The sequence below is a fragment of the Tenacibaculum sp. nBUS_03 genome (assembly GCF_051201695.1).
Taxonomy (GTDB): Bacteria; Bacteroidota; Bacteroidia; order Flavobacteriales; family Flavobacteriaceae; genus Polaribacter.
This window is the reverse complement of sequence record NZ_CP179214.1, coordinates 1,549,976-1,574,695: the sequence shown is the minus strand read 5'-3', so window position 1 is coordinate 1,574,695 and position 24,720 is coordinate 1,549,976. Positions and strand designations below refer to the sequence as shown.

Genomic DNA, 24,720 nt, shown 5'->3' with positions numbered 1-24,720 from the left:
TATTTACCGCAAATTTAATAGTATTACTTTTAATAAAGTGTGAAATAGTGTTAAATAAATAAAAATATTTACTTATAATTTAGGTACCTTTCTAGTAAAGTTTTTAGTGAAGTTTGATTTTGTTATGAATGTAGATAAAGGGATTAATTTAATTTTTTAAATGTAAAATCAATTTTAAAACTATCATTGGAAACTAGAGCATATAGTTTTTCATTATTTTTCCAGTATTTTATTTTTTTGGGGAATTCGTTTAATTTATTTTCACAAATAAAAGAAGAATCTGTCTGTTGGGTGAATTTAAATAAAGTGGGGTATTTATTTATTCCTGTAACTTTTAGGTATAGAGTGTCGTTAATAGTTTCTATGCTTAAGGTTTCTTTAAAAATAGTGTCTCTTTTTTTTAGTGTAATCCCTAGTCCTTTGAAATTTGAGTTCCAATTTTCATAGGTGATTTGACCAGGTTTATCATTTAAACGTTGCCATTTTCCAATAAGGAAAGTAGGTTTTGATAGGGGTGATTTACATGAAAATACAAGAGTAACCCATAAAAAGAGAAAAAGAAATCTCATAATAAGTTTGTTTTAAGTTAGTTGTGTGTTGCTCAAATTTAAAGAAAAATCGTAAATTCGCAATCCAAGAAAAGATATAATGCTAGATAAATTACAGATAGTTAAACAACGCTTTGATGAAGTGTCAGATTTAATCATTCAACCTGACGTGATTTCTGATCAAAAACGTTACGTACAATTAAATAAAGAATACAAAGACTTAGGGAAGGTTGTAAAAAAAGCAAACGAATATGAGGGGCTTGTAAATACAATTGAGGAGGCTAAAGAAATTATAGCTGATGGAAGTGATGCGGAAATGGTAGAAATGGCTAAAATGGAAATGGAAGAGTCTAAAGCTCGTATCCCTGTTTTAGAAGATGAAATTAAGTTTTTATTAATACCTAAAGATCCCGAAGACGCTAAAAATGCTGTAGTGGAATTACGTGCAGGAACCGGAGGAGATGAAGCAAGTATTTTTGCTGGAGATTTATTTAGAATGTATACTAAATATTGCGAGGGTAGAGGCTGGAAAGTTTCTACTGTAGATTTTTCTGAAGGTACCAACGGTGGTTTTAAAGAAATACAGTTTGAGGTTACTGGTGATGATGTGTATGGAACTTTAAAGTTTGAAGCTGGAGTTCATCGTGTTCAACGTGTCCCTCAGACTGAAACTCAAGGTAGAGTTCATACTTCTGCAGCTACCTGTATGGTTTTTCCTGAAGCCGAAGAGTTTGATGTAGAAATTAATCCTAAAGATGTTCGTATTGATTTTTTCTGTTCTTCAGGACCAGGTGGTCAATCTGTAAATACTACATATTCAGCTGTGCGTTTAACGCATATACCAACTGGTTTAGTAGCTCAATGTCAGGATCAAAAATCTCAACATAAAAATAAAGAGAAAGCTTTTAAAGTATTACGATCACGTTTATATGATATGGAATTAGCCAAAAAACAAGAAGCTGATGCTGCCAAACGTGGTTCAATGGTTACATCTGGAGATCGTTCTGCAAAAATTAGAACCTATAATTATCCACAAGGTCGTGTTACGGACCACCGTATAGGATTAACACTATACGATTTACAGAATATCGTAAATGGTGACATTCAAAAAATTATCGATGAATTAATGCTGGCTGAAAATACTTCTAAGTTAAAAGAGTTAGGAGAAACAATATAATTTAAGATATTGAGCTCAATCTTTTAAGATTGAGCTTTTTTATTTACAACCATTTATTTGTTTTGTCATTAAATAAGTTATAAATTTGTTACTTCATTTTTATTCTATCCTTAAAGGGGAAATGTCTGAGAATTTAAAAGCGTCTTTTTAAGTGCTCAGCCAAAACTTCAAAGTTACTTTTTATTAAGTTTTTCTTTTTTTTAATAGAATTATTTAACCATTAAAGGTTAAATATTTTCGTGTTATGAATATTCAGTTGTAAATAAGTTTATTTGTGGCATGTAAAATGAAATTAAAATAGAGAATAATTTAAGAATATAAAATACAATAATATATGTTAAAAATTATAGTAAAAGAAGGTGAGAATATTGATAGAGCCTTAAAACGTTATAAGCGTAAGTATAGAGACGTTAAAATTTTACAGCAATTAAGAAATAGAAAACAATACGATAAGCCATCTGTTACAAGACGCGCTGAGATTAAAAAGGCAGCTTATAAAGAGCAACTATTTAAAGAAGATTAGTATTTGTTTTTTGAATGAAAAAAGCTCAATCAGTAAGATTGAGCTTTTTTCATTTATATATAGTAGCTTTTATGAAAATAAGCTATCTATTTTTTCACGTTCTTCAGCAGCCAAAGCTGAATCTACTAAAATACGACCACTGTGCTCGTCAATAGTGATTTTTTTACGATTAGCAATCTCTAATTGGATTTGAGGTGGAATAGTAAAGAAAGACCCTCCTGCTGCACCGCGCTCAATAGAAACAACAGCTAGACCGTTTTTTACTTTATTACGAATTCTTGAATAAGCGTTTAATAAATGAGCATCGATAGATTCAGAGTACTCTTTAGATTTATCCTTTAATAATTGCTCTTCTTTTTCTGTTTCTTTTAAAATAGCATCAAGTTCATTTTTCTTGTGAGTTAAATGATTTTCTTGTTGAGCTAGTTTTTCTTTAGTACTAGAAATCACTTCGTTTTTCTGAGCTATTTTAGCCTTGTATTCTTTAATTCTCTTTTCTGATAATTGAATTTCTAATTCTTGATATTCAACCTCTTTTGTTAAAGAATCGAATTCACGATTATTACGAACGTTTTTCTGTTGTTCTTCGTACTTCTTTATAAGAGCTTTAGATTCGGTTATAGCTAACTTCTTACTATTAATATCAGATTCTAAACTAGCTAAATCGCTTGATAAATTAGATAGTCTGGTGTTTAATCCGGCAACTTCATCTTCTAAATCTTCAACTTCTAAAGGTAATTCACCACGAACGTTTCTGATTTCATCTATTCTAGAATCAATTAGCTGTAAATCATATAACGCTCTTAATTTTTCTTCTACCGTTACTTCTTTTTTTGCCATCTTTATATATAGTATATTGGATTTGTACTTTCTTCGCTTAAAATAATTGCAAAAGTACTAAATTTTTTGCTAAGATAATCAACCAAAATATTTTTTGTAAACTGCTCACTTTCATAATGACCAACATCTGCTAATAAAATCTTTTTTTCAGCCTTAAAGAATTCATGGTATTTAAAATCAGCACTTATGTATGCGTCTGCTTTAGCTTTTATAGCATTATTAATAGCAAAACTTCCTGACCCTCCCAAAACAGCTACTTTTTTTATAGGCTTATTCAATAGTTCTGAATGACGAACACAACTAGTTTTAAATGTTTTTTTTACAAAGTTAAGAAACTCATTTTCATTTATCTCATCAGTAAACTCACCAATCATTCCCATTCCAATATGTTGATTTTCATTATCAAGAGTTATTATTTCATAAGCTACCTCTTCATAAGGATGATTATTAAACAAAGCGTTTAATATTTTTCCTTCTAAATAAGAATCAAAGGTTACTGAAATACATGTTTCATCTTCAAATGTTAACTCACCTTTATTTCCAATTGTAGGGTTTGATTCTGTATTTCCTTTAAAACTTCCTTTTCCATTTACATTAAAAGAACAATTGTCATAATTGCCAATAGAGCCAGCACCGGCATTAAATAATTGTTCTCTAAGATAATTAGCTTGTTCAGTTGGCACATAGGTGGTTAATTTCTTAATAATCCCTTTTTTAGGAATTAACGTTTTAATACTTTGTAAACCTAGTACTTCACACATTTTTGTAGACACTCCATTTTGAACATTATCTAAAGCAGTATGTGTAGCATAAATGGCAATGTTGTTTTGAATTGCTTTTAAAACAACTCGTTCAACATAATTATTTCCATTTAATTTTTTTAGACCACTAAATATAATAGGATGAAAACTTATGATTAAATTACATCCTTTGGCTATTGCTTCATCAATAGTTTTTTCTAAAGTGTCTAGTGTCACTAAAACACCTTTAACTTTTGTTGAGTAACTACCTATAAGAAGTCCTACATTATCAAAATCTTCTGCATAAGAAAGAGGTGCTAATTGTTCTATATAATTTGTAATGTCTCTTATTTGCATAGTTCAGTTTTACATGTTTTAAATCAATATCAAAGTTAAGATTTTTAATTACTTTCGTTGTAATGAAAGTAATCCGTTTTTTATTATTTCCAATAGCTATCATATATGATATTGTAACGAGTATACGTAACATATTGTTTGATAAAAATATTTATAAGAATGAATCTTTTTTTATTCCAGTAATTGCTGTGGGTAATTTAAGTGTTGGAGGAACAGGAAAATCTCCACAAATCGAGTACTTAATACGCCTATTAAGTAAAAACTATAAGTTAGCTACACTAAGTAGAGGATATAAAAGAAAAGAAAGAGGTTTTCAAGTTGTAAGTTCAAAACACTCGGCAGAAGATGTAGGGGATGAACCACTGCAGTTTTATAAGAAATTTAAGGATGAAATTACTGTAGCTGTTGACGCTAACAGAGTAAATGGCATTAAGCAATTGATTGAAAGAAATAATAAACTAGAAGTTATATTGTTAGATGATGCTTTTCAACATAGGAAAGTGAAGGCAAGTTTATACGTGTTATTAACTAAGTATAAAGATTTATTTGCTGATGATTTTATTTTACCAACTGGAAATTTAAGGGAAAGTAGGAGAGGAGCGAAAAGAGCAAATATTATAGTTATAACTAAGTGCCCAGATAGTTTGTCGGATAAAGAACAAAAAGATATAATTAAAAAAATTAATCCTGAAAGTACTCAAGAAGTATTTTTTACTTCTATTTCTTATGATGATAGGTTGTATGGAAATAAGAGTATGCCAATTAAGGAGTTAATAGGAAAAGAAATAGTTGTAGTTACAGGGATTGCAAAACCCGCCCCTTTCTTACAATTTTTAAAAGATAAAAAGATAAAAGTTAAGTATTTAAAATTTCCAGACCACCATCAATTCACTAAAGGTGATATTGAAAAAATAAGGTTGACATATGATTCAATTAAATCTTCTAAGAAATTAATCCTGACAACTGAGAAAGATTTTGTTAGGTTAGAAAGTAAGGTAGATAATCTATTTTATTTACCAATAGAAAGTTCTTTTTTAAAAGATGATAAACAAAAATTTGATTCTTTAATAGAGACTCATGTTAAAGCTATGCATAGTTAATCTTGGTATTATTTTTGATGTTTTTGAATAGGTAAAATAAATATAGATGAAAAAAATAATGACATTTTTAGTATTGTTAGTCGCAATCAATGCTATTTATTCTCAAAATAAAATACTTACTGATGCTTTTAATGAAAAAATAAAAATTAATTGGGAAACATCTTACAAGGAGGCTTTAAACAAATCAAAAAAAGAAAAGAAACCTGTGTTAATCTATTTTACAGGATCCTGATTGGTGCGGACCTTGTATAAAATTAGATAAAGAATTGTTTCATACTACGAAATTTGTAGAGTATGCCAATAAAAATATGATTTTATACATGGCCAATTTTCCAAGAAATAAAGATTTGGTAACCAAAGAGGCTTCAATTGTAAATATAAGACTCAGTAAAAAATATAAAAATTCTTTTCCTACGGTTTTGTTAATAGATAAAAAAGAAAGAGTTTTAGGAGAAAAAAGAGGAAGTTATATGCCTGAATATTATTATCCGTTTTTTGAGAAAGTTATTATAAAGCACTACAAAAACAATCCGAAGTAATAACTACGGATTGTTTTTATGCTATTTTTAGCAGTCAAATGTATCTTTTGCCTGTGCAGCAATTTGTTTTATTTCTTGTTCATCTTCTTTAGGGCATATTAGAAGAATATCATCTTTCTCAACTATTATAAAATCTGTTAATCCTTGGATAATGACTTTTTTACCATTTTGAGTTCTTACCATATTTCCATTTGAATTTCTAAAAATAGGTTTTGCACCTACAATAGCGTTTCTTTGTTGGTCTTTAGGGAGCTTATTGTAAAGTGAACCCCAAGTACCAAGATCATTCCAACCAAAATTTACAGGCAATACATGTACGTTTTTAGCCCTTTCCATTACTCCAAAATCAATAGAAATATTTTCACATGATTTATAATTACTGTTAATGAAATCATCTTCAAATTCAGTATTATATACATTATTTCCATCATCTAGAGTAGCAACCATTTCTGGTAAGAATTCTTTGAAAGCTTTTAAAATGCTTTTCGTAGACCAAACAAATATTCCTGCGTTCCATAGATAATCTCCACTATCCAAAAAATCTTTAGCTTTGGTTAAGTTCGGTTTTTCAGTAAAATTCTTTACTTTTTTTATAGTAGAACCACATTTTTCATACTGTATATATCCATAACCGGTGTTAGGTGAGTCTGGCTGAATTCCTAATGTCATTAAGATATCTTGTGTTTCACAAGCATTAAATGAAGTTTTAATATTGTTTAAAAATTCATTCTCATTTTCAATCCAGTGATCAGAAGGAGCCACCAACATTACAGCATCTGGGTTTTGTTGATGTATTTTTAATGCAGAGTATAAAATACAAGGAGCAGTGTTACGCATGGTAGGCTCTAATAGTAACTGCTTACTTTTTACTTTAGGTAATTGATCTAACACTAATGATTCATAACGTTTATTAGTTGCTATAAGTATATTATCTGAAGGAATTAGCTTATTTATTCGACTAAAAGTTTTCTGAATCAAAGATTCACCAGTTCCTAGCATGTCATGAAATTGTTTAGGATACTGTTGTGTACTAACTGGCCAAAATCTTGATCCAACTCCACCTGCCATTATAACTGCGTAATAATTATCGTTCATAATTTGTATTGTATTACTTACTTAATAAGAAGAACTTCTGCATTTTGATTAAAAAGATACACACGTTTATTTGTTAAGTTTAAACATTCATAACGTGTTCTGCGTTTGTTACCTCTTTTATATATCTTATCTTTAAATCTAAAAACACTTCCATTTGGAATCTCAAAGATAAAATTCTTTCCTACTTCTGCTTTACCATTTCGCAAAACTAATGATAATTTTACATCTGTGTCGGTACTCGCTTTTGGATTTTTTAAATAGTTAGCTAAATGAGGTAGTATTTGAGTTGGGTAAATTTCAGGTTCTAAAAAAGGAAGCATTAAATGCTGAAAAATAGTTTTCCACTCTTTGCCATGAGGTTGAACTCTGCCAAATTTTTGATGCGTAACATGGTGTGCAATCTCATGAATTAAGGTTAACAAAAATTGATAATGGTTCAAGTTATTATTTACTGTTATTAACATTTTTCCATTAGGCATGCTTCGGAAATCTCCGTGTTTAGTTTGTCGTTGATTAACTATTTTTAGATTTACTTGATGTTTATTTATCAAATATTCAACTAAAGGAATAGCTTTTTCTGGAATGTATTTTTTTAAAGTTTTTTTCAATTTGTTCTATAAAAATACTTTGTTAAATTTACTGTGTTATAGCTTTATTTTAAGGAGTAGAACTAGAAACTTGTAATACTTTTCCGTTATAATATTTGTTGCCAGTTAATGCGAATCCAAAAATATAATCAGCCATTTCTTTTGCTGAAAGAGGAGCTTCATACCCAGGAAAAGCTTCTTCAAGCATTTCAGTTTGAACTGCTCCTAAGGCTAAAACATTAAAAGCTATATGCTGTTCTTTATATTCTTCTGCTAATAATTCTGATAATGTAATAACTGCACCTTTTGCTGAGCTGTAGGCTGCAAGTCCAGGGAATTTCATACTTCCTTGTATGCCCCCCATACTGCTTACAGTTACTACATGGCTTCCTTTCTTTAAAAAAGGAATTGCTTTTTTTGTAAGTTCAGCAACAGCAAAAACATTCACGTTGTATACTTCTTGAAAATCTTCAGAAGATAATTCTGTAAAAGGCTTATTAATTAACTTTCCAGCATTATTGATTAAAATATCAACATGACTCCAATTGTTTCTTATAAATGTTTCAGCTTTTTTTAAATCCTTACTAGAAGATAAGTCAACAGAAATAGTTGTAATATTTTTATGATTTAAAGTATCAAGAGGAATAGTATTCCTTGATAAAGCTAATACATGATGACCTTGATTTGCAAATTGTTTAGCTAGTTCATAACCTATTCCTCTACTTGTACCAGTAATAATTATGTTCTTACTCATGTTTGATTTTAGTATTTGTTTTAGAATTTAATTGTTTTAAAGTATTCCATCTATTTTTCAGAATTACATTTCCCTTAAAGGAAGATTGTTTTTCTGCTATTTTTTTTGTGTACAAAATCCTCTCTTTAAGCAATGGATGACTATTTAGATATTTTGGTATTTCAACTTCATTTTTCTTGTTTAGAATTTGAAATAACTCGGGCATTCCAAATAAATTTAAATTATTTTGTTGCATAATTTTCATACTATAAACATCAGCTTCTTTTTCTAAGCTCCGAGTATATGACAATTGAGAAAATAAATGTGCATTCGCAGTTAAAATAGTTGAAACACTATTAAAGTCATTAAAAATAATAGAGGTGAAGACTTTTCCTGATAAGTTTCTAATTAAGTTTTTTAGTACATGCCTATTTTCTATATGAGATATTTCATGCCCTAACAAAGCTGTTAATTGGTGTTCGTTTTCTATTTCATCTAGTAAAGAAGAATATATCACTATTTTTCCACCAGAAAGAGCAAAAGCATTTAATTCTTTATTATTTGTTACAAATACTTTTATTGGGAAAGTAGTATTTATATTCATATCATTAATGAATAATTGTAAATTATTTGATTTTACTTCATCAATATCTAAATCATTTAAAAGCATATTAAAAGTGTGGTTACCAAATTCAATAATTTGCTTTTCACTCATATTAGACACAAAACTAATAGCTACAGTTGGAATTATATAAAAATATACACCAAACAGTATTGTAAAAATAGCCAGAAGTAAACTAACTAAAGACTCTTTTTATGTGAGTGTAAAAAGGTATCAACTTTATTATGTAAGTTTTTGTGTTTATTCTTATTTATATATTCTATAAAACTAGTGTCAGAGCTTTCAATTTTTTGAAAAGGAAAAGTACTACCATAGGTAAAAGAAATTAAACCTTGTGTATGAACTTCCGATCTCTTAATGTTTTGAATATTCCATGAAATATGCTCAACGTTATTTTCTTTGTTATGGTAGGAAATTTTCCAAGATATGGAATTGGGACAAATAAACGCTACATGAGTTTCGGAGGTTTTACCATCGAAATAGTTTGCTTTAAAGGGCATTTATAGTAGATCTAAATCTAAAAAATCTAAAAAATCTTCGCCAGATGCATCATCATAATTATCATAAGATGTTTGTTGTATCGTGTTTGTGTTTAAACCTTCATCAATCTCTAAAAAGCGGAAGATAAAATTAAATGTTCTAATAGTTACCCATGGAGTGGCAATACCTAATGTTACTATAATTAATAAAAAGTTAACTATCATTAATTCAAAAACATCTCCAGGTTTCATGTTTAATTTAAAGTTTACTTTTTTACCATCTTGTGTTATTTCAGTATTATCAGCATAAAATCCCCATAAGTTTTTAATATACCAAAAAGAATAAATACCTAATGTAAGATAAAATAAAAAAATAAATTTTAAATTTATCCAAAACAAGGTTTCTCCTTTTCCTTTAAAGTCAAAAGATAAGTTTCCAAATCGCAAATGGCTTAAGATATATTTTCTAATTTCAATTTGAAACCAAGCTCCGTAGATACCAAAAGTTAAAATTGTTAGAATCATACCAGTGATAAATTTCCAAAACAATTCCATTCTATTTCCTAAATACTTAAAATGAATACCTCTCCAGGAGCTTCTAGATGAACGATAACGGGCTGCACCATGGATGGCGAAAGGAATAATGAATATGAAGAATAAATAAAATATAGCAACAGTTATAATGGTTGTTATTTGCTCTCCAGATTGTAAGCCGTAAATTAATGTACCGTATAATAGAATGAAAATTAAATATATTTTAATAAAACCTTTAAAAACTTCTTTTCCAGTTCCATGAAAAGAAAAACGAGAGTCATCTAACTCAGTTGATTGGTAATGGTATTTTAAAATTTCAACTTTAGCCCAAGGATAGTAGAGTCCAAGAGACAATACTGTTAGTAATATATTTTTAAAAAATATAATAGCAAATTCAACTCCGTTACCAAAATATTTAAAACTTTTTTTTTCGGTTTTTAATCCAGAAATAATTTCCATCGTAGCTTTTAGTTTGTTTTAATCAAAAATGCAATTTTATTTTTTAGTGTGCAAATATTATGAAATCCGTATTTTTATATATCTAATGTAATTATTAGTTGTTTTTTTAGACTACATAGTAAATCTTATTAAGTTATGAAGTATTTCTTGTTTATTTTAGTTTGTGTGGCTAGTTTATCATGTTCTGATAGTATCGATAAGGATATTGTGAATGCTCCATACGAAGAAAAATGGCTTGTAGATGAGATGTATATTAAGGAAGGTGCCCCGTTTGCTTTGATAGACAATCCAAGTTTCAAAAAAGTAGATGATATTGAAAACGTAATCGATAATGATCTTGTATTATTATTTAGCTATAATGGTAAGATAAAGGTGTTTCCATACATTTATTTAAATTACTCAGAAGTTGTAAATGACAAAATAGATGATTTGGAATATGTTGCCACCTATTGCCCACAAACAAAAAGTGGTATTTGCTTTAATAAAAATATAGGAGACAAAAGTTTAAATTTGTTTGCGTCTGGTTTTTTATTTAAAGATAATTTGGTTTTAACATCACAAGAGGAAAATGTTTTCTGGTCACAAATGTTACTCACTGGTATTAAAGGCAATCAAAAATTCATGGATATAAATGATTTGTTTTCTATCGAGACAACTTGGAAAACTATCAAAGAATATTTTCCTGAAGCTCAAGTGTATTATCATAATTTACTTAATAGAGGAGAATTGATCAAAGATAACAGTTCGATCAAAGCGAAGACAACTAAATTTTTTGGTATTGTTAATGATGGAATAGAAAATACTGTCGAAGTTTTTCCTTATACTAATTTCAAGCAATTTAAGATAGAAAAGTTAGTTGTTAATGGAAGGAAAACTATTATTGTAGGTGATGAAACTAAAAATATTTTCACTTCATTTTATGAGCCTATAGAAGAGAACTTAGAGGTTGATAATGATTTTCCAATAGTTTTGAAAGATAGTAAAGGAAATAGGTGGAATATATTAGGTGAAGCTATTGAAGAACCAAAAAAGGTACAAAATTAGCCTCACCTAGTTTTTTTCATGCTGAATTATGGGCATGGAATTTTTTTTATAACAACAAAGTTACCATACATAATTAAATTAATGAATTATAGAAATTAATTATTTTAATAACATCACTTTCTTCTTTATATGATAATTTATTTTTTTTGATATAAGCGTTTATTTGACCTTTTTTATCGTTAATTAACTTAGAAATATTCGATTTTTTTAATTTTATTTTTTCCAATTTTTGATTATCAATATATGTGTAGTAATTAATTATTTTAATATATTCTGCAGGTTTGACTTGCTGGTTAGTCATTTTATTAGTGACAGGTTTTTTCAATTTTCCAGAATACTTTTTTATTACACTAAGTTTTCCATCAACTATTTTTTCAAAATACTGTTCATTAATATTTATAAAGAGCCTTTTATTAACAGTAATGCTTTCAATGTTTTGATATATATACACACTATCTTTTGATATTTCAGATAAGAATTTTTCTTCGTCTAAATCAAAATTAATGTTATTGATATAATATTTTTTACCAGTTTTTGATAGAATAGTAGAACTGTTATTCCAACTATTAAATAAATAAAAAGAACCTTTAACTTCTCTAAATTGATCTGTCTTATTAAAAGCTCTTGCATCATTATGTTGAAAAGTACCTCCGAGGGTTTGAGTATTAAAGTTAACCTTCATTTTTGGAGCTTCACTTGAGTTTGTAGGCGAAAAAACTCTCTTTCCTTGGCAGTTTATTTGATTTGTAATTATAAGTGCTAAAATTAAAATAATTTTCTTCATCTCTTCCTCAGTTTGTCATATCTTTAATAGTAATTCACTTTTAACTGTTGTTTAGTAATTCATTAAAATAGTTAAGTATTTTAATAACATCATTTTCTTTCTTATAAGACAATTTATTACTTTTAATATATTTTTTAATGTCTTCCTTTTTAGAAGAAGTGATTTTTTGAATACTTGATCTTTTTAATTTTATTTTTTTAATTTTCTTATTTTGCCTTAGATATAATATTTCAGTCTTGACATATTGTGGTTTCTTTACCACTTGATTTGTCATTTTATTTATTACTGCTTTTTTATATTTCCCTGTGTATTCTTTTAATAATTGTACTTTTCCATCAACAAGTAGTTCATAAAAAGTACCATCAATATTTTTAAATGAAGAAAGGGGCGTTTTAACGGTTTTAAGATTGTTAAAAATGTATATACTATCATTGCTAATTTTAGCAACGAATTGTTTGTTTTCTATATCATAGTTTAAATTATCAATTTTTAGTTTTTTGTTAGAAAACGAGGTTAAGGTAGACAAGTTTTTCCATGACTTAAACAAATATATGGAACCTTTCATGTTCTCATTAAAACTATTTTTTGAATTTAAGTTTGTGTTTTGAAACGTTCCTCCAATTTTTTGAGGGTTAAAATTAAAACCTTCTACTTGAGAATTTACAAGCAATGATACAAATGATAGACATAAAATTAGTATTAACTTTTTCATTGTAAAGTGTTTATTTGTATGTAAATATAATAAAAAACTACCTTTAAATGAATAAAGGTAGTCTTAAAAATTATACAATTTTTATATTTTTATTGATCCCACCACAATTTTGTGAATAGGCCATCAGCACCTTGCGCAGCAACAGCAGCGTCATAGCTACTTTTGTTTTGACTAGGCTCCGTTGAAGGATAAGCATGTCTTGTAGGAATTTGATTTGTACCATTTAATGCATCAACAGCAGGTGTTAATACAGGAAAATCTAACCTTCTCCATTCAGCCCAAGCTTCGTAAGGTTGGTAGAATAAAGAAATCCATTTTTGCTCAGCTATTTGATTCATATCATTTGCAGCGTCATAAGCAACACCAGCAACTCCTAAATAAGTAGTTGCATCTGCAGAAGATACCCCCCATTGCTCTAAAGAAGATTTAACACCATCTTCGTAGTAAGACTGAACAGTTCCAGAAATCCATCCTAACTTAGCAGCTTCCGCTTTGTTAAATGAAACTTGAGCAAATGTGAACATAGGTAATGATTTAGTTCCATTTTTAATCAAGTCGTCGTTCATAAAAGAAACGTCAGCATTAGGTACTGATCCAGCTCCTTGCCAACCATACTGTAAACCTACATAAGTTCCTGTAGAAGCTGCGGGTGCACCGAATTTTGGTAAACGAGGGTCATTTAAAGCTTGTAATCTGTTAACTAAAACATCACTTAAGCATTCATCAGTTCTACCAGCATCAACATAATCATCCTGGTAAGGATTATCATACTGATCATCAGCAACACATTCAAACATAATATTCTCACTAGTAGAGGCAATTGCTCCAGGCATAGCTTGATTAAACATTGTAGCTGCATAATCACCTGAATTTGGATATACTTTAGCTAAACGAATTGCCATGTTCATTTTTAACGTATTAGCAAACTTCTTCCATTTAGCCATGTCTCCTCCGAAAAAAGTATCTCCAGAAGGACCTGCACCACCATCTATTTGTGCAAGAGCTTCATCTATTTCTTTAAATAAATCTTTATAAATAAACTCTTGAGTATCATATTTAGGATTGGGATTATCTACACCTCCTAATGCTTCAGAATAAGGTAACATCCCCCATCTGTCGGTCATCCATTGAAAGTAGTATGCTTTTAAGATTCTTGCAACAGCAATTTGGTTACTGTTAGATCCAAAAGCAGCCATTTCAACTGGACTATTAGTATTAGCATCTATAATTGTTTGAAGAGCTAAAACAGGTTTATTGTAAATTCCTACCCTACCTTGTTGTCCTGTACCACTACCATCTATGGCCCAAGCAAAATTAATAGTTTGGTATCTAGACTCTTCAGTATATTGAGTTTGTGATAAATGTTGAACGTATAATGAAGGCGTAGGAGTTCCAGATAAGCTTAAAGCTCCAACTAATTTTGCTTGACTTGCCGTAAGTAAAGATGATGGTATAACCGCTGATGGATTATTCAAGTTGTCATCAGTATTACCAAAGTCGTATGATTCACAGCTATAGCCTACCACCAAAAAGGTAGCCAATGCCAGAGCTCTATATACATTTTTTCTCATTTTTTCTTAAAATTTTAATTAAAATTTAACTTTAATATTCATACCAAAAGTTCTACTACTTGGTAATTGTCCACCTTCTTCCCATCTTAAACCTGCATTGTTTACATTTTCAATCTCTGAAGGATCAACACCATCAACACTAGAATAAATCAACCACAAGTTATTAGCATAAGCATTAACTGAAATAGTTTCTATAGGAGTGTTTTCAAAAATTTTGTTAGGGAATGTATATCCTAATGATAATTGTCTTAACTTAACATAAGAAGCATCATAAATCCATCTTTCGTGTAAAGCAAATAGTCTTTTCCAATAAGTTTGGCTATCTACATAGTAAGAAGCAGGAGTTCCAGAATTAACATCAACACCTTCTACTAAAACACCCCCAGTTGTATTAGATACATTATTAGCGTTTAATGAAGTTCCTGATGCAACTGCACCGCTAGCGTCAACTAATGGGTCTCTTACAGGGTTTCCTTTAGCATTATCTCCTACTGTAGCAACACCTAAACCTGCATAGTTGTTAAACATTTGTGTAACAGAGAAAAATTTCCCGCCTTTTTGGAAGTCAAGACTAAAAGATAAGTTAAATCCTTTATAGTTAAATGAATTAGTTAAACCTCCGGTAAAGTCTGGTAACAAATTACCCAAATATTGGTTTTGATCAAATTGGATACTACCAGTACTACTTAATAACATTTTACCGTTAGCATCTCTTTTGATTTTTCTACCATAAATAGCTCCATATTCCTCACCAACTCTAGCCTCAATAGTTAAACCTCTCCAAGAACCGTCTAGTACGTCAGTTGTAATTGCTTCTCCAGTTGTTGGATTAACATATAATTCATCTACTTGTCTTTTTAAAGTTGCAAAGTTTAAACCAATATCCCATGAAAAGTTTTCATTTTTAATAGGAGTACCGTTTAACGCCACCTCTATACCTTTAGATGAGAATTTACCCGAATTTACTGTAGACGCGTTGTATCCAGTAGCTCCTGATAAAGGAATGTCAATAGGTAAGTTGATATCTTTTCTGTCAAAATACGTAAAGTCTAAACCTAATCTATTTCCAAAGAATTTTAATTCAGTTCCAATCTCAAACTCTTGTCTTATACCTCCTTGAATACTAGCGTTAGCTTGTGTAGCCGAAGGGAAAAATGGTACAACACCATTTAAAGAGTTTCCAGTTTGATATACGTTTTTAGTAGCATTAATATTTGGGAAATCCGGTGCTTCAGCATAACCAATACGTAATTTACCAAAGCTTAATTCTTCAAAGTTAATTAATTTGTTAAATATGAAACTTAACGAACCTCCATACGTCAATACTCTATTGTCATCAGGGTTTGCAGTTGAGTTCCAGTCAGATCTTACTGTTCCATCTAAGTAAAGTATGTCATTATATCCAAGAGAAGCAGTTGCAAATATACCTCTGTTTTTGCTATTCCACTCTCTGTTTGTATAAGTAGGTCTATCTTTAGAAGAAGCTACTGTATATACTCCAGGGATAGTTAAACCTCCACTAGTTTGTCCCTCAATGTATCTTTCTTGCCATTGTCTTAATTCAGTACCAACAGAAGCAGTTAAATCTAAATTGTCTGTAAGGTCTTTGTTGTAAGTAGCCATTGCAAAAAATTCAGTAGAGCTAACTGTTCGATCTCTTTCTTCAAAATATGTCTGATTTAATCCTCCAAAAGCAACTCTTCTATCTCTTTTGTATGTGTTTACGGTTCTTCTGATTTCTGTATTTAACGTAATATTATCAGTAATCTTGTAATTAATTCCTACATTACCATAAACAGCATTTTTAGTTTCGTTTTTAATATTTTGATTAGTTTCAAAATAAGGAGAATCCCAATATAGTGGATTTGTATTAGAAGTACTTCTAAGATTCCATGTATAAAACTTACCTCCTTGGAAATATGAATCTCTTAATCTATCCATATCCAATTGTCTTTGGAACCATTGGTTGAAGTTAGAAGCAACACTTCCATACCCACCAGTAGGGTCGTTTAGTGTAGTTCTGTATTGGTAGTTGATGTTTGTATAAACTTCAAGCTTATCAGACACATCAAAACTAGCACTAGCACTTACTTGCTTTAAGCTTCTTTTAGAGTTTGGTAAAACACCTTCGATGTCAACATTTCTTAAAATAGTTTTAACATTGTAACCGTCACCTCCTTTAGAGAAAGATAATGTTGTATTGTTTGTGATTCCAGTGTTAAAAAAGTTTCTTACGTTATCTGGGTTAGCAGACCATGGTCTTAATTTACCATATTCTGAAGATCCAGGAATCCAGCTATCCCAATGTCTAACCATTGTACCATCTAATTTAGGTCCCCAAGACTCATCAGCAGCGTAATTAGGAATGTTTTGACCGTTTAAAGTAGAAAAAGTTTGTGAGTATCCACCACCATATTCATTTTGGTATTCAGGTAAGATATATACGTTAGAAACTTGTAAAGCTTGATCGATAACGAAAGATGTTTTTCCGTTTTTAGCTCTTTTAGTTGTTATTACAACAACCCCATTTTTACCAATAGGTCCGTATAATGCTGTAGCACCACTACCTTTAAGAACGTTAAGACTTTCAACATCATCAACGTTGATGTCAGCAGAATTGTCAATTTTCACACCATCAACAACATAAAGTAAAGCACTCTCACCTCTTAAACGAATTAAAGCATTTCCAAATCCAGAACTTGGAGCACCTAACATTTGAACACCAGCGACTTTACCTGCGATAGAGTTATTAATATCTACCTCTCTGGTTTGAGTAAGTTGTTCACCTTTTACAGTTTGTTGAGCAAAACCTAAACTTTTTGCCTCTCTTTTAATACCTAATGCTGTTACTACAACTTCATTTAAAAGATTATCATTTTCTAGTTTCACATCAATAGTGCTTGAAGCACCTACAATTTTTTCAGTATTTTTCATTCCAACAAAACTATAAACAAGGATGTCACCTTCTTTAGCTTTTATTGAGTATTTACCGTCAAAATCTGTCTCTGTACCCAGGGTAGTCCCTTTTTTAAGTACAGAAACTCCAGGTAAAGGTCCAGATTCATCGGAAACAGTACCTGAAATTGTTTTTTCTTGTGCAAAAGAAATTTGCACAACCAACGCTAACAGTAGCGTTAAAATTCCATTAAACTTTGTTTTCATTGCGTAATTGTTTGAATTAATTGCGTCAAAAGTCTTAAATTAAACTTAAAAAAACAACTAAATTGTTAACTAATTATTAATTAAATTGACAATTTTTCAATTTCGCTAATGCTTTTGGGGTATTGTGAGCTTTTTTTTAACTTTATTAAAAATAATTAGATAATTTTAATGAAAGAAAAGAATTATCGAAGTTAAAGTTACTGTTTTTTGATTTTCCTAAAGAAAACTCTATGTTTATTAATGTGTTTTTTAATAGTTGCTTATAGCCTGCTCCTAAGCTGGTTAGGTTGTTTTTGTTGTTGTTTAGTTCCATTAAGTATGCATAGTCAAGTAAAGCATACAGTTGCGATGTTTTTGATGATTTATACCGATACTCTGCGTTTATGAATGTGTATTGTTTTGCGAAATAACTTTGTTCGTTAAATCCTCTAATAGTTGTTGGACCTCCTATTCGAAAAAGTTCATTAATTAAATAATTTTTAGAGTTTAAATAGCCTATTTCATTTTTTATGTATACTGAATTTCGATTATTTATTTTAAAAATGTTTTCTATTTCGGATTTAATTTTTAATTGTTTTTGATGATTAGTTTTTGACCTTCTACTTCCAAATAAAGGAGAGATTTTAAAATGAAACTTTTTACTTGAGAATATCGATTGGTTATTTTTTATTTCATAATCATACGATAAGCCCAAAAAGTAATTTGAATAATCATTTACATCAAGTTTATCTTTTACTTGTAATGTGTTTGTTGAGTTGGTTTCGTTGTATGATATAGCTAAATTTGATTTGTAATTTAATGTGTAAGCTATTTTTGAATTTAATGTGGAGTTTAAAAAAGTTGAATCTTGTTTGTGAAGTTCAAATGAAAAGCTTGGGGTTAGCGGGGTGTTGAATAAATATGGGGTTTTTGCAAATAATTTTAAAGATTGATTTGTTCTGTTAAATGACTTCCATGAAACTTCAAAAGTTTCACCCGAATTTAATGTGTTGTTAAGTAGTAGGTTGACATGTCCGTTTAGTTTAATTCCCTTTTTGTTTTCTTCAGAGGTAAAGTTTATTAACCCGTCAAAATTGCTTTTATTTTCTTTTTTTAAATACAAATACAAAACTGTAGAATCTTTACTGAATAAAAGTTCTGGTTTTTTTATAGGTTTAACAAATTGTAATGATTTAATTTTGTTATCTATTTCTGAAATTTTTCTTTTACTTACGGTCGTTTCTTTTTTAATTGAAAAATAATTTTCTATGTACGATTCAGGAAATTCGTCATATCCTTTAATTATAACTTTATCAATGAATCGTTTTTTTAGAATTCTAGTTTTTAAATGAGCATATAATGTATCTTTTCTTAACAGTATGTTTTCAAGTTTTATAGATGAGAAAGAATTGCCTTGGTTGTCTAGTTTTGCAGTTTCATTTTTTAAAAATTGTTTCAGTTCTTGTATTTTTAATTTAATGTGAGTTTTTTTCTGGAGAAGAACAACTGTGTTTGTTTTCTTTTTAAGATTAAAGTAATAATTGAAATTATTATTTTCAACTTTAAAAGAATAATCATGGTTGAAATAGCCTATTGATTTAAGCTTGTCTGAAATTTTTTCTATTTCCTCAAGCATGGTTTTTTTTGAAAAGTGCTTCAGTTTAAAGTCTATTTTCTTTAGTATTTCATTTTCAATAGAGTCTTTTGAAGATATTTTTAAATTTAATTCTTGAGCTGAAACTGATTTAGATAAAAAATGCAAAAAAATGAGTAGAATATATGTTCTGGAATGTCTTTTCAATGTAAAGTTTTTTTAGCTAAAATACATTTAATATTAAGTATTTAAGGAAATACTGAGTTGTTGATTAAAAATAACTGACTGATATTTGAATAATTAGAAATTAATCGTACATTTGCGCACTCTTAGAAATTAAGAGAAATTATTAGTACAAACGAAAAATAGTAATTAATTAGTATGCCAACTATTCAACAATTAGTTCGTAAAGGAAGAACCAAAATAACTAAGAAGAGTAAATCGGCTGCTTTATCGGCATGTCCTCAAAGACGTGGAGTTTGTACGCGTGTTTACACTACCACACCAAAAAAACCTAACTCAGCTATGCGTAAAGTAGCGCGTGTTAGATTAACAAATGGTAATGAAATCAATGCGTATATTCCAGGAGAAGGACATAACCTACAAGAGCACTCGATAGTATTAGTTAGAGGTGGAAGGGTAAAAGATTTGCCAGGTGTTAAGTATCATATTGTTCGTGGAGCATTAGATACAGCTGGAGTTGAGGGAAGAACTCAACGTAGATCAAAATACGGAGCAAAACGCCCAAAAAAGTAAATTTAAGATAGTAACTTTTTTAATGTAAAGACATGAGGAAAAGAAGAGCTAAAAAAAGAGTTTTATTACCAGATCCAAGGTTTAATGACCAATTAGTGACACGTTTTGTGAATAACCTAATGTGGGATGGTAAGAAATCTGTAGCATTCAAAGTTTTTTACGATGCAATTGATATCGTAAATGAAAAGAAAACTGACGAGGAAAAGTCAGCTTTAGAGATTTGGAAGGATGGTTTGTCAAATGTGATGCCACACGTAGAAGTTCGTTCTCGTCGTGTAGGTGGAGCAACATTCCAAATTCCAATGCAAATTCGTCCAGACCGTAAAGTATCTATGGCTATTAAATGGATGGTTTCTTATGCGCGTAAGCGTAATGAAAAAACTATGGCACAACGTTTAGCTTCTGAGATTTTAGCAGCTGCTAAAGAAGAAGGTGCTGCAGTTAAAAAACGTACTGATACTCACAAAATGGCTGAGGCAAATAAAGCGTTCTCACACTTCAGATTTTAATAGAAATGGCTAGAGATTTAAAATATACTAGAAATATTGGTATTGCTGCGCATATTGATGCAGGTAAGACTACTACGACTGAGCGTGTATTGTATTATACAGGTGTTAGTCATAAGATAGGTGAGGTACATGATGGTGCTGCAACTATGGACTGGATGGAACAAGAGCAGGAAAGAGGTATTACAATTACTTCTGCTGCTACCACTTGTGAATGGAAGTTTCCAGTTGAAAACGGAGAGCCTACAAAAGATACTAAAGGATATCACTTTAATATTATTGATACTCCAGGTCACGTTGATTTCACGGTAGAGGTAAACCGTTCATTAAGAGTACTTGATGGATTAGTTTTCTTATTTAGTGCAGTGGATGGTGTTGAACCTCAATCTGAAACTAACTGGAGATTAGCAGATAACTATAAAGTTCCTCGTATTGGATTCGTTAACAAAATGGATCGTCAAGGTGCTAACTTTATGGCTGTTTGTCAGCAGGTGAAAGATATGTTAAAGTCTAATGCTGTACCAATTGTAATGAATATTGGTGATGAAGCGGATTTTAAAGGTATTGTAGATTTAGTAAAGAATCGTGCTATTGTATGGCATGATGCTACTCAAGGTTCTACTTTTGATATTATTGATATTCCAGAAGAGTTAAAAGAAGAAGCTTCAGAATTACGTGGTAAACTTATTGAAGAAGTTGCTGCTTATGATGAAAACCTTTTAGAAAAATATATGGAAGATGAAGATTCTATTACAGAAGAAGAAGTGCATGCTGCTCTTCGTGCTGCTGTAATGGATATGTCAATCATTCCTATGATTTGTGGTTCAGCGTTTAAAAACAAAGGTGTTCAGTTCTTATTAGATGCTGTATGTCGTTATTTACCTTCTCCATTAGATAAAGATGCTATTGTTGGGACTAATCCTGAAAATGGTGAAGAGCTTACTCGCAAACCAGATGTAAAAGAACCTTTCGCTGCTTTAGCATTTAAGATTGCTACGGATCCTTTTGTAGGGCGTTTAGCTTTCTTTAGATCTTATTCAGGTCGTTTAGATGCAGGATCTTATGTTTTAAATAACCGTTCAGGTAAAAAAGAACGTATTTCTCGTATCTATCAGATGCATGCTAACAAGCAAAATGCAATTGATTTCATCGAAGCTGGTGATATTGGTGCTGCTGTAGGATTTAAGTCAATTAAGACAGGGGATACATTATCAGACGAAAAACACCCTATCGTGTTAGAGTCTATGGATTTCCCAGACCCAGTAATTGGTATTGCGGTTGAGCCTAAAACTAAAGCTGATGTAGATAAATTAGGGATGTCTTTAGCTAAATTAGCAGAAGAAGATCCAACGTTTACTGTAAGAACAGATGAGGCTTCAGGACAAACTATTATCTCAGGAATGGGAGAGTTACACCTTGATATTATTGTTGATCGTTTAAAACGTGAATTTAAAGTAGAGGTTAACGAAGGGCAACCTCAGGTAGAATACAAAGAAGCTATTACTGCAAGTGCTGATCATAGAGAGGTTTATAAGAAACAATCTGGTGGACGTGGTAAATTTGCTGATATTGTATTTACTATGGAGCCTGCAGATGAAGGTGTTCAAGGATTACAATTTGAGTCTATAATCAAAGGTGGTAATGTTCCTAAAGAATTTGTGCCTTCTGTAGAAAAAGGATTCAAAGAAGCAATGAAGAATGGGCCTTTGGCTGGTTACGAAATGGATTCTATGAAAGTTACCTTAAAAGACGGGTCTTTCCACCCTGTGGATTCTGATCAATTATCTTTTGAGTTAGCTGCAAAAATGGGTTATAAAGCTGCTGCAAAAGCTGCAAGAGCTAAGATCATGGAGCCGTTGATGAAATTAGAAGTATTGACTCCTGAAGAAAATATGGGAGATATTGTAGGAGATTTAAATAGAAGACGTGGTCAAGTGTCTGACATGAGTGATCGTGCAGGATCTAAAGTTGTAAAAGCTTTAGTACCATTATCAGAAATGTTTGGTTATGTTACAGCATTAAGAACAATGTCTTCAGGTAGAGCAACTTCAACTATGGAATTTTCTCATTATGCAGAAACTCCAAATAATATTTCAGAAGAGGTAATTGCAAACGCAAAAGGTTAATTAAGATGAGTCAAAAAATTAGAATAAAATTAAAATCTTACGATTATAATTTAGTAGATAAATCTGCTGAGAAAATCGTAAAGACAGTGAAAAGTACTGGAGCGGTTGTAAATGGGCCAATTCCATTACCAACTCATAAAAAGATTTTTACAGTATTACGTTCACCACACGTAAACAAAAAATCAAGAGAACAATTTCAATTATCTGCTTACAAGCGTTTGTTAGATATTTATAGTTCTTCTTCAAAAACTATTGATGCTTTAATGAAACTTGAATTACCAAGTGGGGTTGAAGTTGAGATTAAAGTATAAGTAAATCAATAACTTTCGGTTTAATTTTTTTAAGCCGAAAGTTTTTTTTACTTTTGCACACCGAAATTTAAGTATTTCGAAACATTTTCTGTTTTTTAATGGAAAAAAGACATGTCCTGAGGGTTTCGCAAGGGAAAAACGGTTAAACACATAATAGTTAGAGCTAAAAGTGTTTATGCTCTTTTTTTTTACGTTAAACTTGAAGGTAATGTCAAAATGAAACATTTGTTTCAAACAATTTATATTAATAGACGCGCTGGATAAAATAGATCTATCGTCTGAAAATTAACAAATATGTCTGGGTTAATAGGAAGAAAAGTAGGAATGACCAGCTTATTCGATGAAAACGGGAAGAATATTCCTTGTACAGTAATCGAAGCAGGTCCTTGCGTCGTTACCCAAGTCAGAACCGAAGAGGTTGACGGCTATAACGCGTTACAACTTGGTTTCGATGACAAAAAAGCAAAAAGCTCAAATAAAGCTTTAGATGGTCACTTTAAAAAAGCTGGCACAACTGCTAAAAGAAAAGTCATTGAATTTCAAGGATTCGAAGAAGAGTACAAATTAGGAGATTCAGTTACTGTTGAGTATTTTACAGAAGGAGAGTTTGTAGATGTATCAGGAGTTTCAAAAGGTAAAGGATTTCAAGGTGTTGTAAAGCGCCATGGATTTGCTGGAGTTGGACAAGCAACTCACGGTCAGCATAACCGTTTAAGAGCGCCAGGTTCTATTGGTGCTGCTTCATACCCTGCAAGAGTATTTAAAGGAATGCGAATGGCAGGACGTATGGGAGGAGATAATGTAAAAGTTCAAAATTTAAGAGTATTGAAAGTGGTTCCTGAAAAGAACCTAATCGTTGTTAAAGGAGCAATTCCAGGACACAAGAACTCTTATGTAACTATTGAGAAATAATGAAAGTAGCAGTATTAGATATTACAGGAAAAGATACTGGTAGAAAAGTTGAACTTTCTAGCGAAGTATTCGGAATTGAACCAAACGATCACGCAATTTATTTAGATGTTAAGCAGTATTTGGCTAACCAAAGACAAGGTACTCATAAATCTAAAGAAAGAGCTGAAATAGCAGGTAGTACAAGAAAGATAAAGAAACAAAAAGGAACTGGTACTGCAAGAGCAGGTTCTATCAAGTCTGGTGTTTTCAGAGGTGGAGGACGTATGTTCGGACCAAGACCAAGAAACTATTCTTTCAAATTAAATAAAAACTTAAAGCGTTTAGCTCGTAAGTCAGCTTTAAGTATCCAAGCTAAAGATAATAATTTAGTAGTTGTTGAAGATTTCAATTTTGAAGCTCCAAAAACTAAAGAATTTATTAATGTATTAAAAGCTTTAGAATTAGATTCAAAGAAATCTTTATTTGTTTTAACTGAAGAAAGTAAAAATGTTTACTTATCATCAAGAAACTTAAAAAAATCTAAAGTTGTAAATGCTACAGGTATTAATACTTATAACGTTTTAAACGCAAGCAAAGTAGTTATAGCTGAAAGCTCATTAGAAGGAATTGAATCTAATTTAAGTAAATAGGGAAGAAATGAGTATTTTAATTAAACCTATTATTACGGAAAAAGCTACAAATGATAGCGAGGTCTATAACCGTTATACATTTGTTGTAAATAAGAAAGCTAACAAAGTTGAAATCAAAGGAGCTATTGAAGCTACTTATGGTGTTGCAGTATCAGCTGTAAGAACTATGAATCACCCAGCTGAAAGAAAAACTAAATACACTAAAAAGGGTTTAGTATCTGGATTAACTAGTGGTTACAAAAAGGCCGTTGTTCAGTTAGCAGAAGGAGAAACTATTGATTTTTATAACAATCTTTAAGAA

General features: G+C 30.5%; 27 protein-coding genes. 13 read left to right on the top strand and 14 right to left on the bottom strand.

The genetic code is table 11. The features are described 5' to 3' along the window. Nucleotides 1-143: 143 nt before the first annotated feature. Nucleotides 144-569 (bottom strand): hypothetical protein, encoded by a 426-nt coding sequence (locus tag ACMFBB_RS07330; RefSeq protein ID WP_435263764.1) that lies wholly within the window; start codon nt 567-569, stop codon nt 144-146. A 79-nt stretch (nt 570-648) separates the two neighbouring features. On the opposite strand from ACMFBB_RS07330, the gene prfA reads away from it, so the two are divergent. Beyond that, nucleotides 649-1,725: a peptide chain release factor 1 gene (gene prfA / locus ACMFBB_RS07325; RefSeq protein ID WP_435263763.1), complete on the top strand. Its 1,077-nt coding sequence runs from the start codon at nt 649-651 to the stop codon at nt 1,723-1,725. A gap of 334 nt (nt 1,726-2,059) precedes the next feature. Continuing rightward, nucleotides 2,060-2,248 (top strand): 30S ribosomal protein S21, encoded by a 189-nt coding sequence (gene rpsU / locus ACMFBB_RS07320; protein ID WP_435263762.1) that lies wholly within the window; start codon nt 2,060-2,062, stop codon nt 2,246-2,248. Between the two features lie 69 nt (nt 2,249-2,317). On the opposite strand, the gene ACMFBB_RS07315 is transcribed toward rpsU, so the two are convergent. After that, nucleotides 2,318-3,088, bottom strand: coding sequence for a zinc ribbon domain-containing protein (locus ACMFBB_RS07315; protein WP_435263761.1), 771 nt, complete (start codon nt 3,086-3,088; stop codon nt 2,318-2,320). Between the two features lie 2 nt (nt 3,089-3,090). Continuing rightward, on the bottom strand, nt 3,091-4,185 hold the full coding sequence (locus ACMFBB_RS07310; protein WP_435263760.1) for a Nif3-like dinuclear metal center hexameric protein: 1,095 nt from the start codon (nt 4,183-4,185) through the stop codon (nt 3,091-3,093). Between the two features lie 62 nt (nt 4,186-4,247). On the opposite strand from ACMFBB_RS07310, the gene lpxK reads away from it, so the two are divergent. The 3 genes from lpxK to ACMFBB_RS07295 are packed head-to-tail and all read left to right on the top strand — an operon-like array spanning nt 4,248 to nt 5,824. Further along, entirely contained in the window at nt 4,248-5,285 is a 1,038-nt protein-coding gene (gene lpxK / locus ACMFBB_RS07305; RefSeq protein ID WP_435263759.1) for a tetraacyldisaccharide 4'-kinase, read from the top strand. A 46-nt stretch (nt 5,286-5,331) separates the two neighbouring features. Further along, nucleotides 5,332-5,517 carry a hypothetical protein gene (locus ACMFBB_RS07300; RefSeq protein WP_435263758.1) on the top strand — a complete coding sequence of 62 codons (186 nt, stop codon included), beginning with the start codon at nt 5,332-5,334 and terminating at the stop codon, nt 5,515-5,517. A gap of 34 nt (nt 5,518-5,551) precedes the next feature. Beyond that, the gene (locus ACMFBB_RS07295) at nt 5,552-5,824 is read left to right on the top strand and encodes a hypothetical protein (protein ID WP_435263757.1); all 273 of its coding nucleotides are present in this window, start codon (nt 5,552-5,554) and stop codon (nt 5,822-5,824) included. A 27-nt stretch (nt 5,825-5,851) separates the two neighbouring features. Here ACMFBB_RS07295 and ACMFBB_RS07290 read toward each other — a convergent pair whose 3' ends face one another. The 6 genes from ACMFBB_RS07290 to ACMFBB_RS07265 form a co-directional block, all read right to left on the bottom strand. Beyond that, a complete protein-coding gene (locus ACMFBB_RS07290; RefSeq protein WP_435263756.1) occupies nt 5,852-6,919 on the bottom strand; it encodes a mannose-1-phosphate guanylyltransferase in 1,068 nt (355 codons plus the stop codon). Nucleotides 6,920-6,936: 17 nt separating this feature from the next. Then, on the bottom strand, nt 6,937-7,527 hold the full coding sequence (locus ACMFBB_RS07285) for a SprT-like domain-containing protein (RefSeq protein WP_435263755.1): 591 nt from the start codon (nt 7,525-7,527) through the stop codon (nt 6,937-6,939). Nucleotides 7,528-7,576: 49 nt separating this feature from the next. After that, complete coding sequence (locus ACMFBB_RS07280; RefSeq protein WP_435263754.1) at nt 7,577-8,260, bottom strand: SDR family NAD(P)-dependent oxidoreductase; 684 nt, start codon at nt 8,258-8,260, stop codon at nt 7,577-7,579. Continuing rightward, nucleotides 8,253-8,954 carry a M48 family metallopeptidase gene (locus tag ACMFBB_RS07275; protein WP_435263753.1) on the bottom strand — a complete coding sequence of 234 codons (702 nt, stop codon included), beginning with the start codon at nt 8,952-8,954 and terminating at the stop codon, nt 8,253-8,255. The genes ACMFBB_RS07280 and ACMFBB_RS07275 overlap by 8 nt, the downstream gene beginning before the upstream one ends. Nucleotides 8,955-9,040: 86 nt before the next feature. Continuing rightward, on the bottom strand, nt 9,041-9,361 hold the full coding sequence (locus tag ACMFBB_RS07270; protein ID WP_435263752.1) for a hypothetical protein: 321 nt from the start codon (nt 9,359-9,361) through the stop codon (nt 9,041-9,043). Continuing rightward, a complete protein-coding gene (locus tag ACMFBB_RS07265; RefSeq protein WP_435263751.1) occupies nt 9,362-10,333 on the bottom strand; it encodes a DUF898 family protein in 972 nt (323 codons plus the stop codon). Nucleotides 10,334-10,468: 135 nt separating this feature from the next. Between ACMFBB_RS07265 and ACMFBB_RS07260 the strand changes: the two genes are divergently transcribed. Beyond that, nucleotides 10,469-11,377: a DUF3179 domain-containing (seleno)protein gene (locus ACMFBB_RS07260; RefSeq protein WP_435263750.1), complete on the top strand. Its 909-nt coding sequence runs from the start codon at nt 10,469-10,471 to the stop codon at nt 11,375-11,377. 73 nt (nt 11,378-11,450) lie between these two features. On the opposite strand, the gene ACMFBB_RS07255 is transcribed toward ACMFBB_RS07260, so the two are convergent. The 5 genes from ACMFBB_RS07255 to ACMFBB_RS07235 all read right to left on the bottom strand — a co-directional run bounded on the left by ACMFBB_RS07255 (nt 11,451) and on the right by ACMFBB_RS07235 (nt 19,386). Beyond that, a complete protein-coding gene (locus ACMFBB_RS07255) occupies nt 11,451-12,161 on the bottom strand; it encodes a hypothetical protein (protein WP_435263749.1) in 711 nt (236 codons plus the stop codon). 40 nt (nt 12,162-12,201) lie between these two features. Beyond that, nucleotides 12,202-12,873 carry a hypothetical protein gene (locus ACMFBB_RS07250; RefSeq protein WP_435263748.1) on the bottom strand — a complete coding sequence of 224 codons (672 nt, stop codon included), beginning with the start codon at nt 12,871-12,873 and terminating at the stop codon, nt 12,202-12,204. Nucleotides 12,874-12,962: 89 nt separating this feature from the next. Then, nucleotides 12,963-14,444 (bottom strand): SusD/RagB family nutrient-binding outer membrane lipoprotein, encoded by a 1,482-nt coding sequence (locus tag ACMFBB_RS07245; RefSeq protein WP_435263747.1) that lies wholly within the window; start codon nt 14,442-14,444, stop codon nt 12,963-12,965. Between the two features lie 18 nt (nt 14,445-14,462). After that, nucleotides 14,463-17,606, bottom strand: coding sequence for a SusC/RagA family TonB-linked outer membrane protein (locus ACMFBB_RS07240; protein ID WP_435263746.1), 3,144 nt, complete (start codon nt 17,604-17,606; stop codon nt 14,463-14,465). 145 nt (nt 17,607-17,751) lie between these two features. Then, entirely contained in the window at nt 17,752-19,386 is a 1,635-nt protein-coding gene (locus ACMFBB_RS07235; RefSeq protein WP_435263745.1) for a hypothetical protein, read from the bottom strand. Nucleotides 19,387-19,560: 174 nt separating this feature from the next. Between ACMFBB_RS07235 and rpsL the strand changes: the two genes are divergently transcribed. The 7 genes from rpsL to rplW all read left to right on the top strand — a co-directional run bounded on the left by rpsL (nt 19,561) and on the right by rplW (nt 24,717). Continuing rightward, nucleotides 19,561-19,935 (top strand): 30S ribosomal protein S12, encoded by a 375-nt coding sequence (rpsL, locus tag ACMFBB_RS07230; RefSeq protein WP_093868921.1) that lies wholly within the window; start codon nt 19,561-19,563, stop codon nt 19,933-19,935. 32 nt (nt 19,936-19,967) lie between these two features. Next, nucleotides 19,968-20,444, top strand: coding sequence for a 30S ribosomal protein S7 (gene rpsG, locus ACMFBB_RS07225; protein WP_093868920.1), 477 nt, complete (start codon nt 19,968-19,970; stop codon nt 20,442-20,444). Nucleotides 20,445-20,449: 5 nt separating this feature from the next. Continuing rightward, nucleotides 20,450-22,567 (top strand): elongation factor G, encoded by a 2,118-nt coding sequence (gene fusA, locus ACMFBB_RS07220; RefSeq protein WP_435263744.1) that lies wholly within the window; start codon nt 20,450-20,452, stop codon nt 22,565-22,567. Between the two features lie 5 nt (nt 22,568-22,572). Continuing rightward, complete coding sequence (gene rpsJ / locus ACMFBB_RS07215; RefSeq protein ID WP_075342599.1) at nt 22,573-22,878, top strand: 30S ribosomal protein S10; 306 nt, start codon at nt 22,573-22,575, stop codon at nt 22,876-22,878. A 294-nt stretch (nt 22,879-23,172) separates the two neighbouring features. Continuing rightward, the gene (rplC, locus tag ACMFBB_RS07210; protein WP_435263743.1) at nt 23,173-23,790 is read left to right on the top strand and encodes a 50S ribosomal protein L3; all 618 of its coding nucleotides are present in this window, start codon (nt 23,173-23,175) and stop codon (nt 23,788-23,790) included. Continuing rightward, a complete protein-coding gene (gene rplD / locus ACMFBB_RS07205; RefSeq protein WP_435263742.1) occupies nt 23,790-24,419 on the top strand; it encodes a 50S ribosomal protein L4 in 630 nt (209 codons plus the stop codon). Before rplC ends, rplD begins: the two co-directional genes overlap by 1 nt. A gap of 7 nt (nt 24,420-24,426) precedes the next feature. Continuing rightward, nucleotides 24,427-24,717 carry a 50S ribosomal protein L23 gene (rplW, locus tag ACMFBB_RS07200; protein ID WP_435263741.1) on the top strand — a complete coding sequence of 97 codons (291 nt, stop codon included), beginning with the start codon at nt 24,427-24,429 and terminating at the stop codon, nt 24,715-24,717. Nucleotides 24,718-24,720 lie beyond the last annotated feature (3 nt).

Bases quoted from the DNA above. Each gene is read 5' to 3' on its own strand.
- ACMFBB_RS07330 (WP_435263764.1), bottom strand. From the start codon at position 569: ATGAGATTTCTTTTTCTCTTTTTATGGGTTACTCTTGTATTTTCATGT.
- ACMFBB_RS07250 (WP_435263748.1), bottom strand. From the start codon at position 12,873: ATGAAAAAGTTAATACTAATTTTATGTCTATCATTTGTATCATTGCTT.
- ACMFBB_RS07300 (WP_435263758.1), top strand. From the start codon at position 5,332: ATGAAAAAAATAATGACATTTTTAGTATTGTTAGTCGCAATCAATGCT.
- ACMFBB_RS07255 (WP_435263749.1), bottom strand. From the start codon at position 12,161: ATGAAGAAAATTATTTTAATTTTAGCACTTATAATTACAAATCAAATA.
- ACMFBB_RS07290 (WP_435263756.1), bottom strand. From the start codon at position 6,919: ATGAACGATAATTATTACGCAGTTATAATGGCAGGTGGAGTTGGATCA.
- ACMFBB_RS07245 (WP_435263747.1), bottom strand. From the start codon at position 14,444: ATGAGAAAAAATGTATATAGAGCTCTGGCATTGGCTACCTTTTTGGTG.
- prfA (WP_435263763.1), top strand. From the start codon at position 649: ATGCTAGATAAATTACAGATAGTTAAACAACGCTTTGATGAAGTGTCA.
- ACMFBB_RS07315 (WP_435263761.1), bottom strand. From the start codon at position 3,088: ATGGCAAAAAAAGAAGTAACGGTAGAAGAAAAATTAAGAGCGTTATAT.
- ACMFBB_RS07280 (WP_435263754.1), bottom strand. From the start codon at position 8,260: ATGAGTAAGAACATAATTATTACTGGTACAAGTAGAGGAATAGGTTAT.
- rplD (WP_435263742.1), top strand. From the start codon at position 23,790: ATGAAAGTAGCAGTATTAGATATTACAGGAAAAGATACTGGTAGAAAA.
- ACMFBB_RS07310 (WP_435263760.1), bottom strand. From the start codon at position 4,185: ATGCAAATAAGAGACATTACAAATTATATAGAACAATTAGCACCTCTT.
- rpsU (WP_435263762.1), top strand. From the start codon at position 2,060: ATGTTAAAAATTATAGTAAAAGAAGGTGAGAATATTGATAGAGCCTTA.
- ACMFBB_RS07260 (WP_435263750.1), top strand. From the start codon at position 10,469: ATGAAGTATTTCTTGTTTATTTTAGTTTGTGTGGCTAGTTTATCATGT.
- rplW (WP_435263741.1), top strand. From the start codon at position 24,427: ATGAGTATTTTAATTAAACCTATTATTACGGAAAAAGCTACAAATGAT.
- lpxK (WP_435263759.1), top strand. From the start codon at position 4,248: ATGAAAGTAATCCGTTTTTTATTATTTCCAATAGCTATCATATATGAT.
- rplC (WP_435263743.1), top strand. From the start codon at position 23,173: ATGTCTGGGTTAATAGGAAGAAAAGTAGGAATGACCAGCTTATTCGAT.
- ACMFBB_RS07270 (WP_435263752.1), bottom strand. From the start codon at position 9,361: ATGCCCTTTAAAGCAAACTATTTCGATGGTAAAACCTCCGAAACTCAT.
- ACMFBB_RS07240 (WP_435263746.1), bottom strand. From the start codon at position 17,606: ATGAAAACAAAGTTTAATGGAATTTTAACGCTACTGTTAGCGTTGGTT.
- rpsG (WP_093868920.1), top strand. From the start codon at position 19,968: ATGAGGAAAAGAAGAGCTAAAAAAAGAGTTTTATTACCAGATCCAAGG.
- fusA (WP_435263744.1), top strand. From the start codon at position 20,450: ATGGCTAGAGATTTAAAATATACTAGAAATATTGGTATTGCTGCGCAT.
- rpsL (WP_093868921.1), top strand. From the start codon at position 19,561: ATGCCAACTATTCAACAATTAGTTCGTAAAGGAAGAACCAAAATAACT.
- ACMFBB_RS07265 (WP_435263751.1), bottom strand. From the start codon at position 10,333: ATGGAAATTATTTCTGGATTAAAAACCGAAAAAAAAAGTTTTAAATAT.
- rpsJ (WP_075342599.1), top strand. From the start codon at position 22,573: ATGAGTCAAAAAATTAGAATAAAATTAAAATCTTACGATTATAATTTA.
- ACMFBB_RS07275 (WP_435263753.1), bottom strand. From the start codon at position 8,954: ATGAGTGAAAAGCAAATTATTGAATTTGGTAACCACACTTTTAATATG.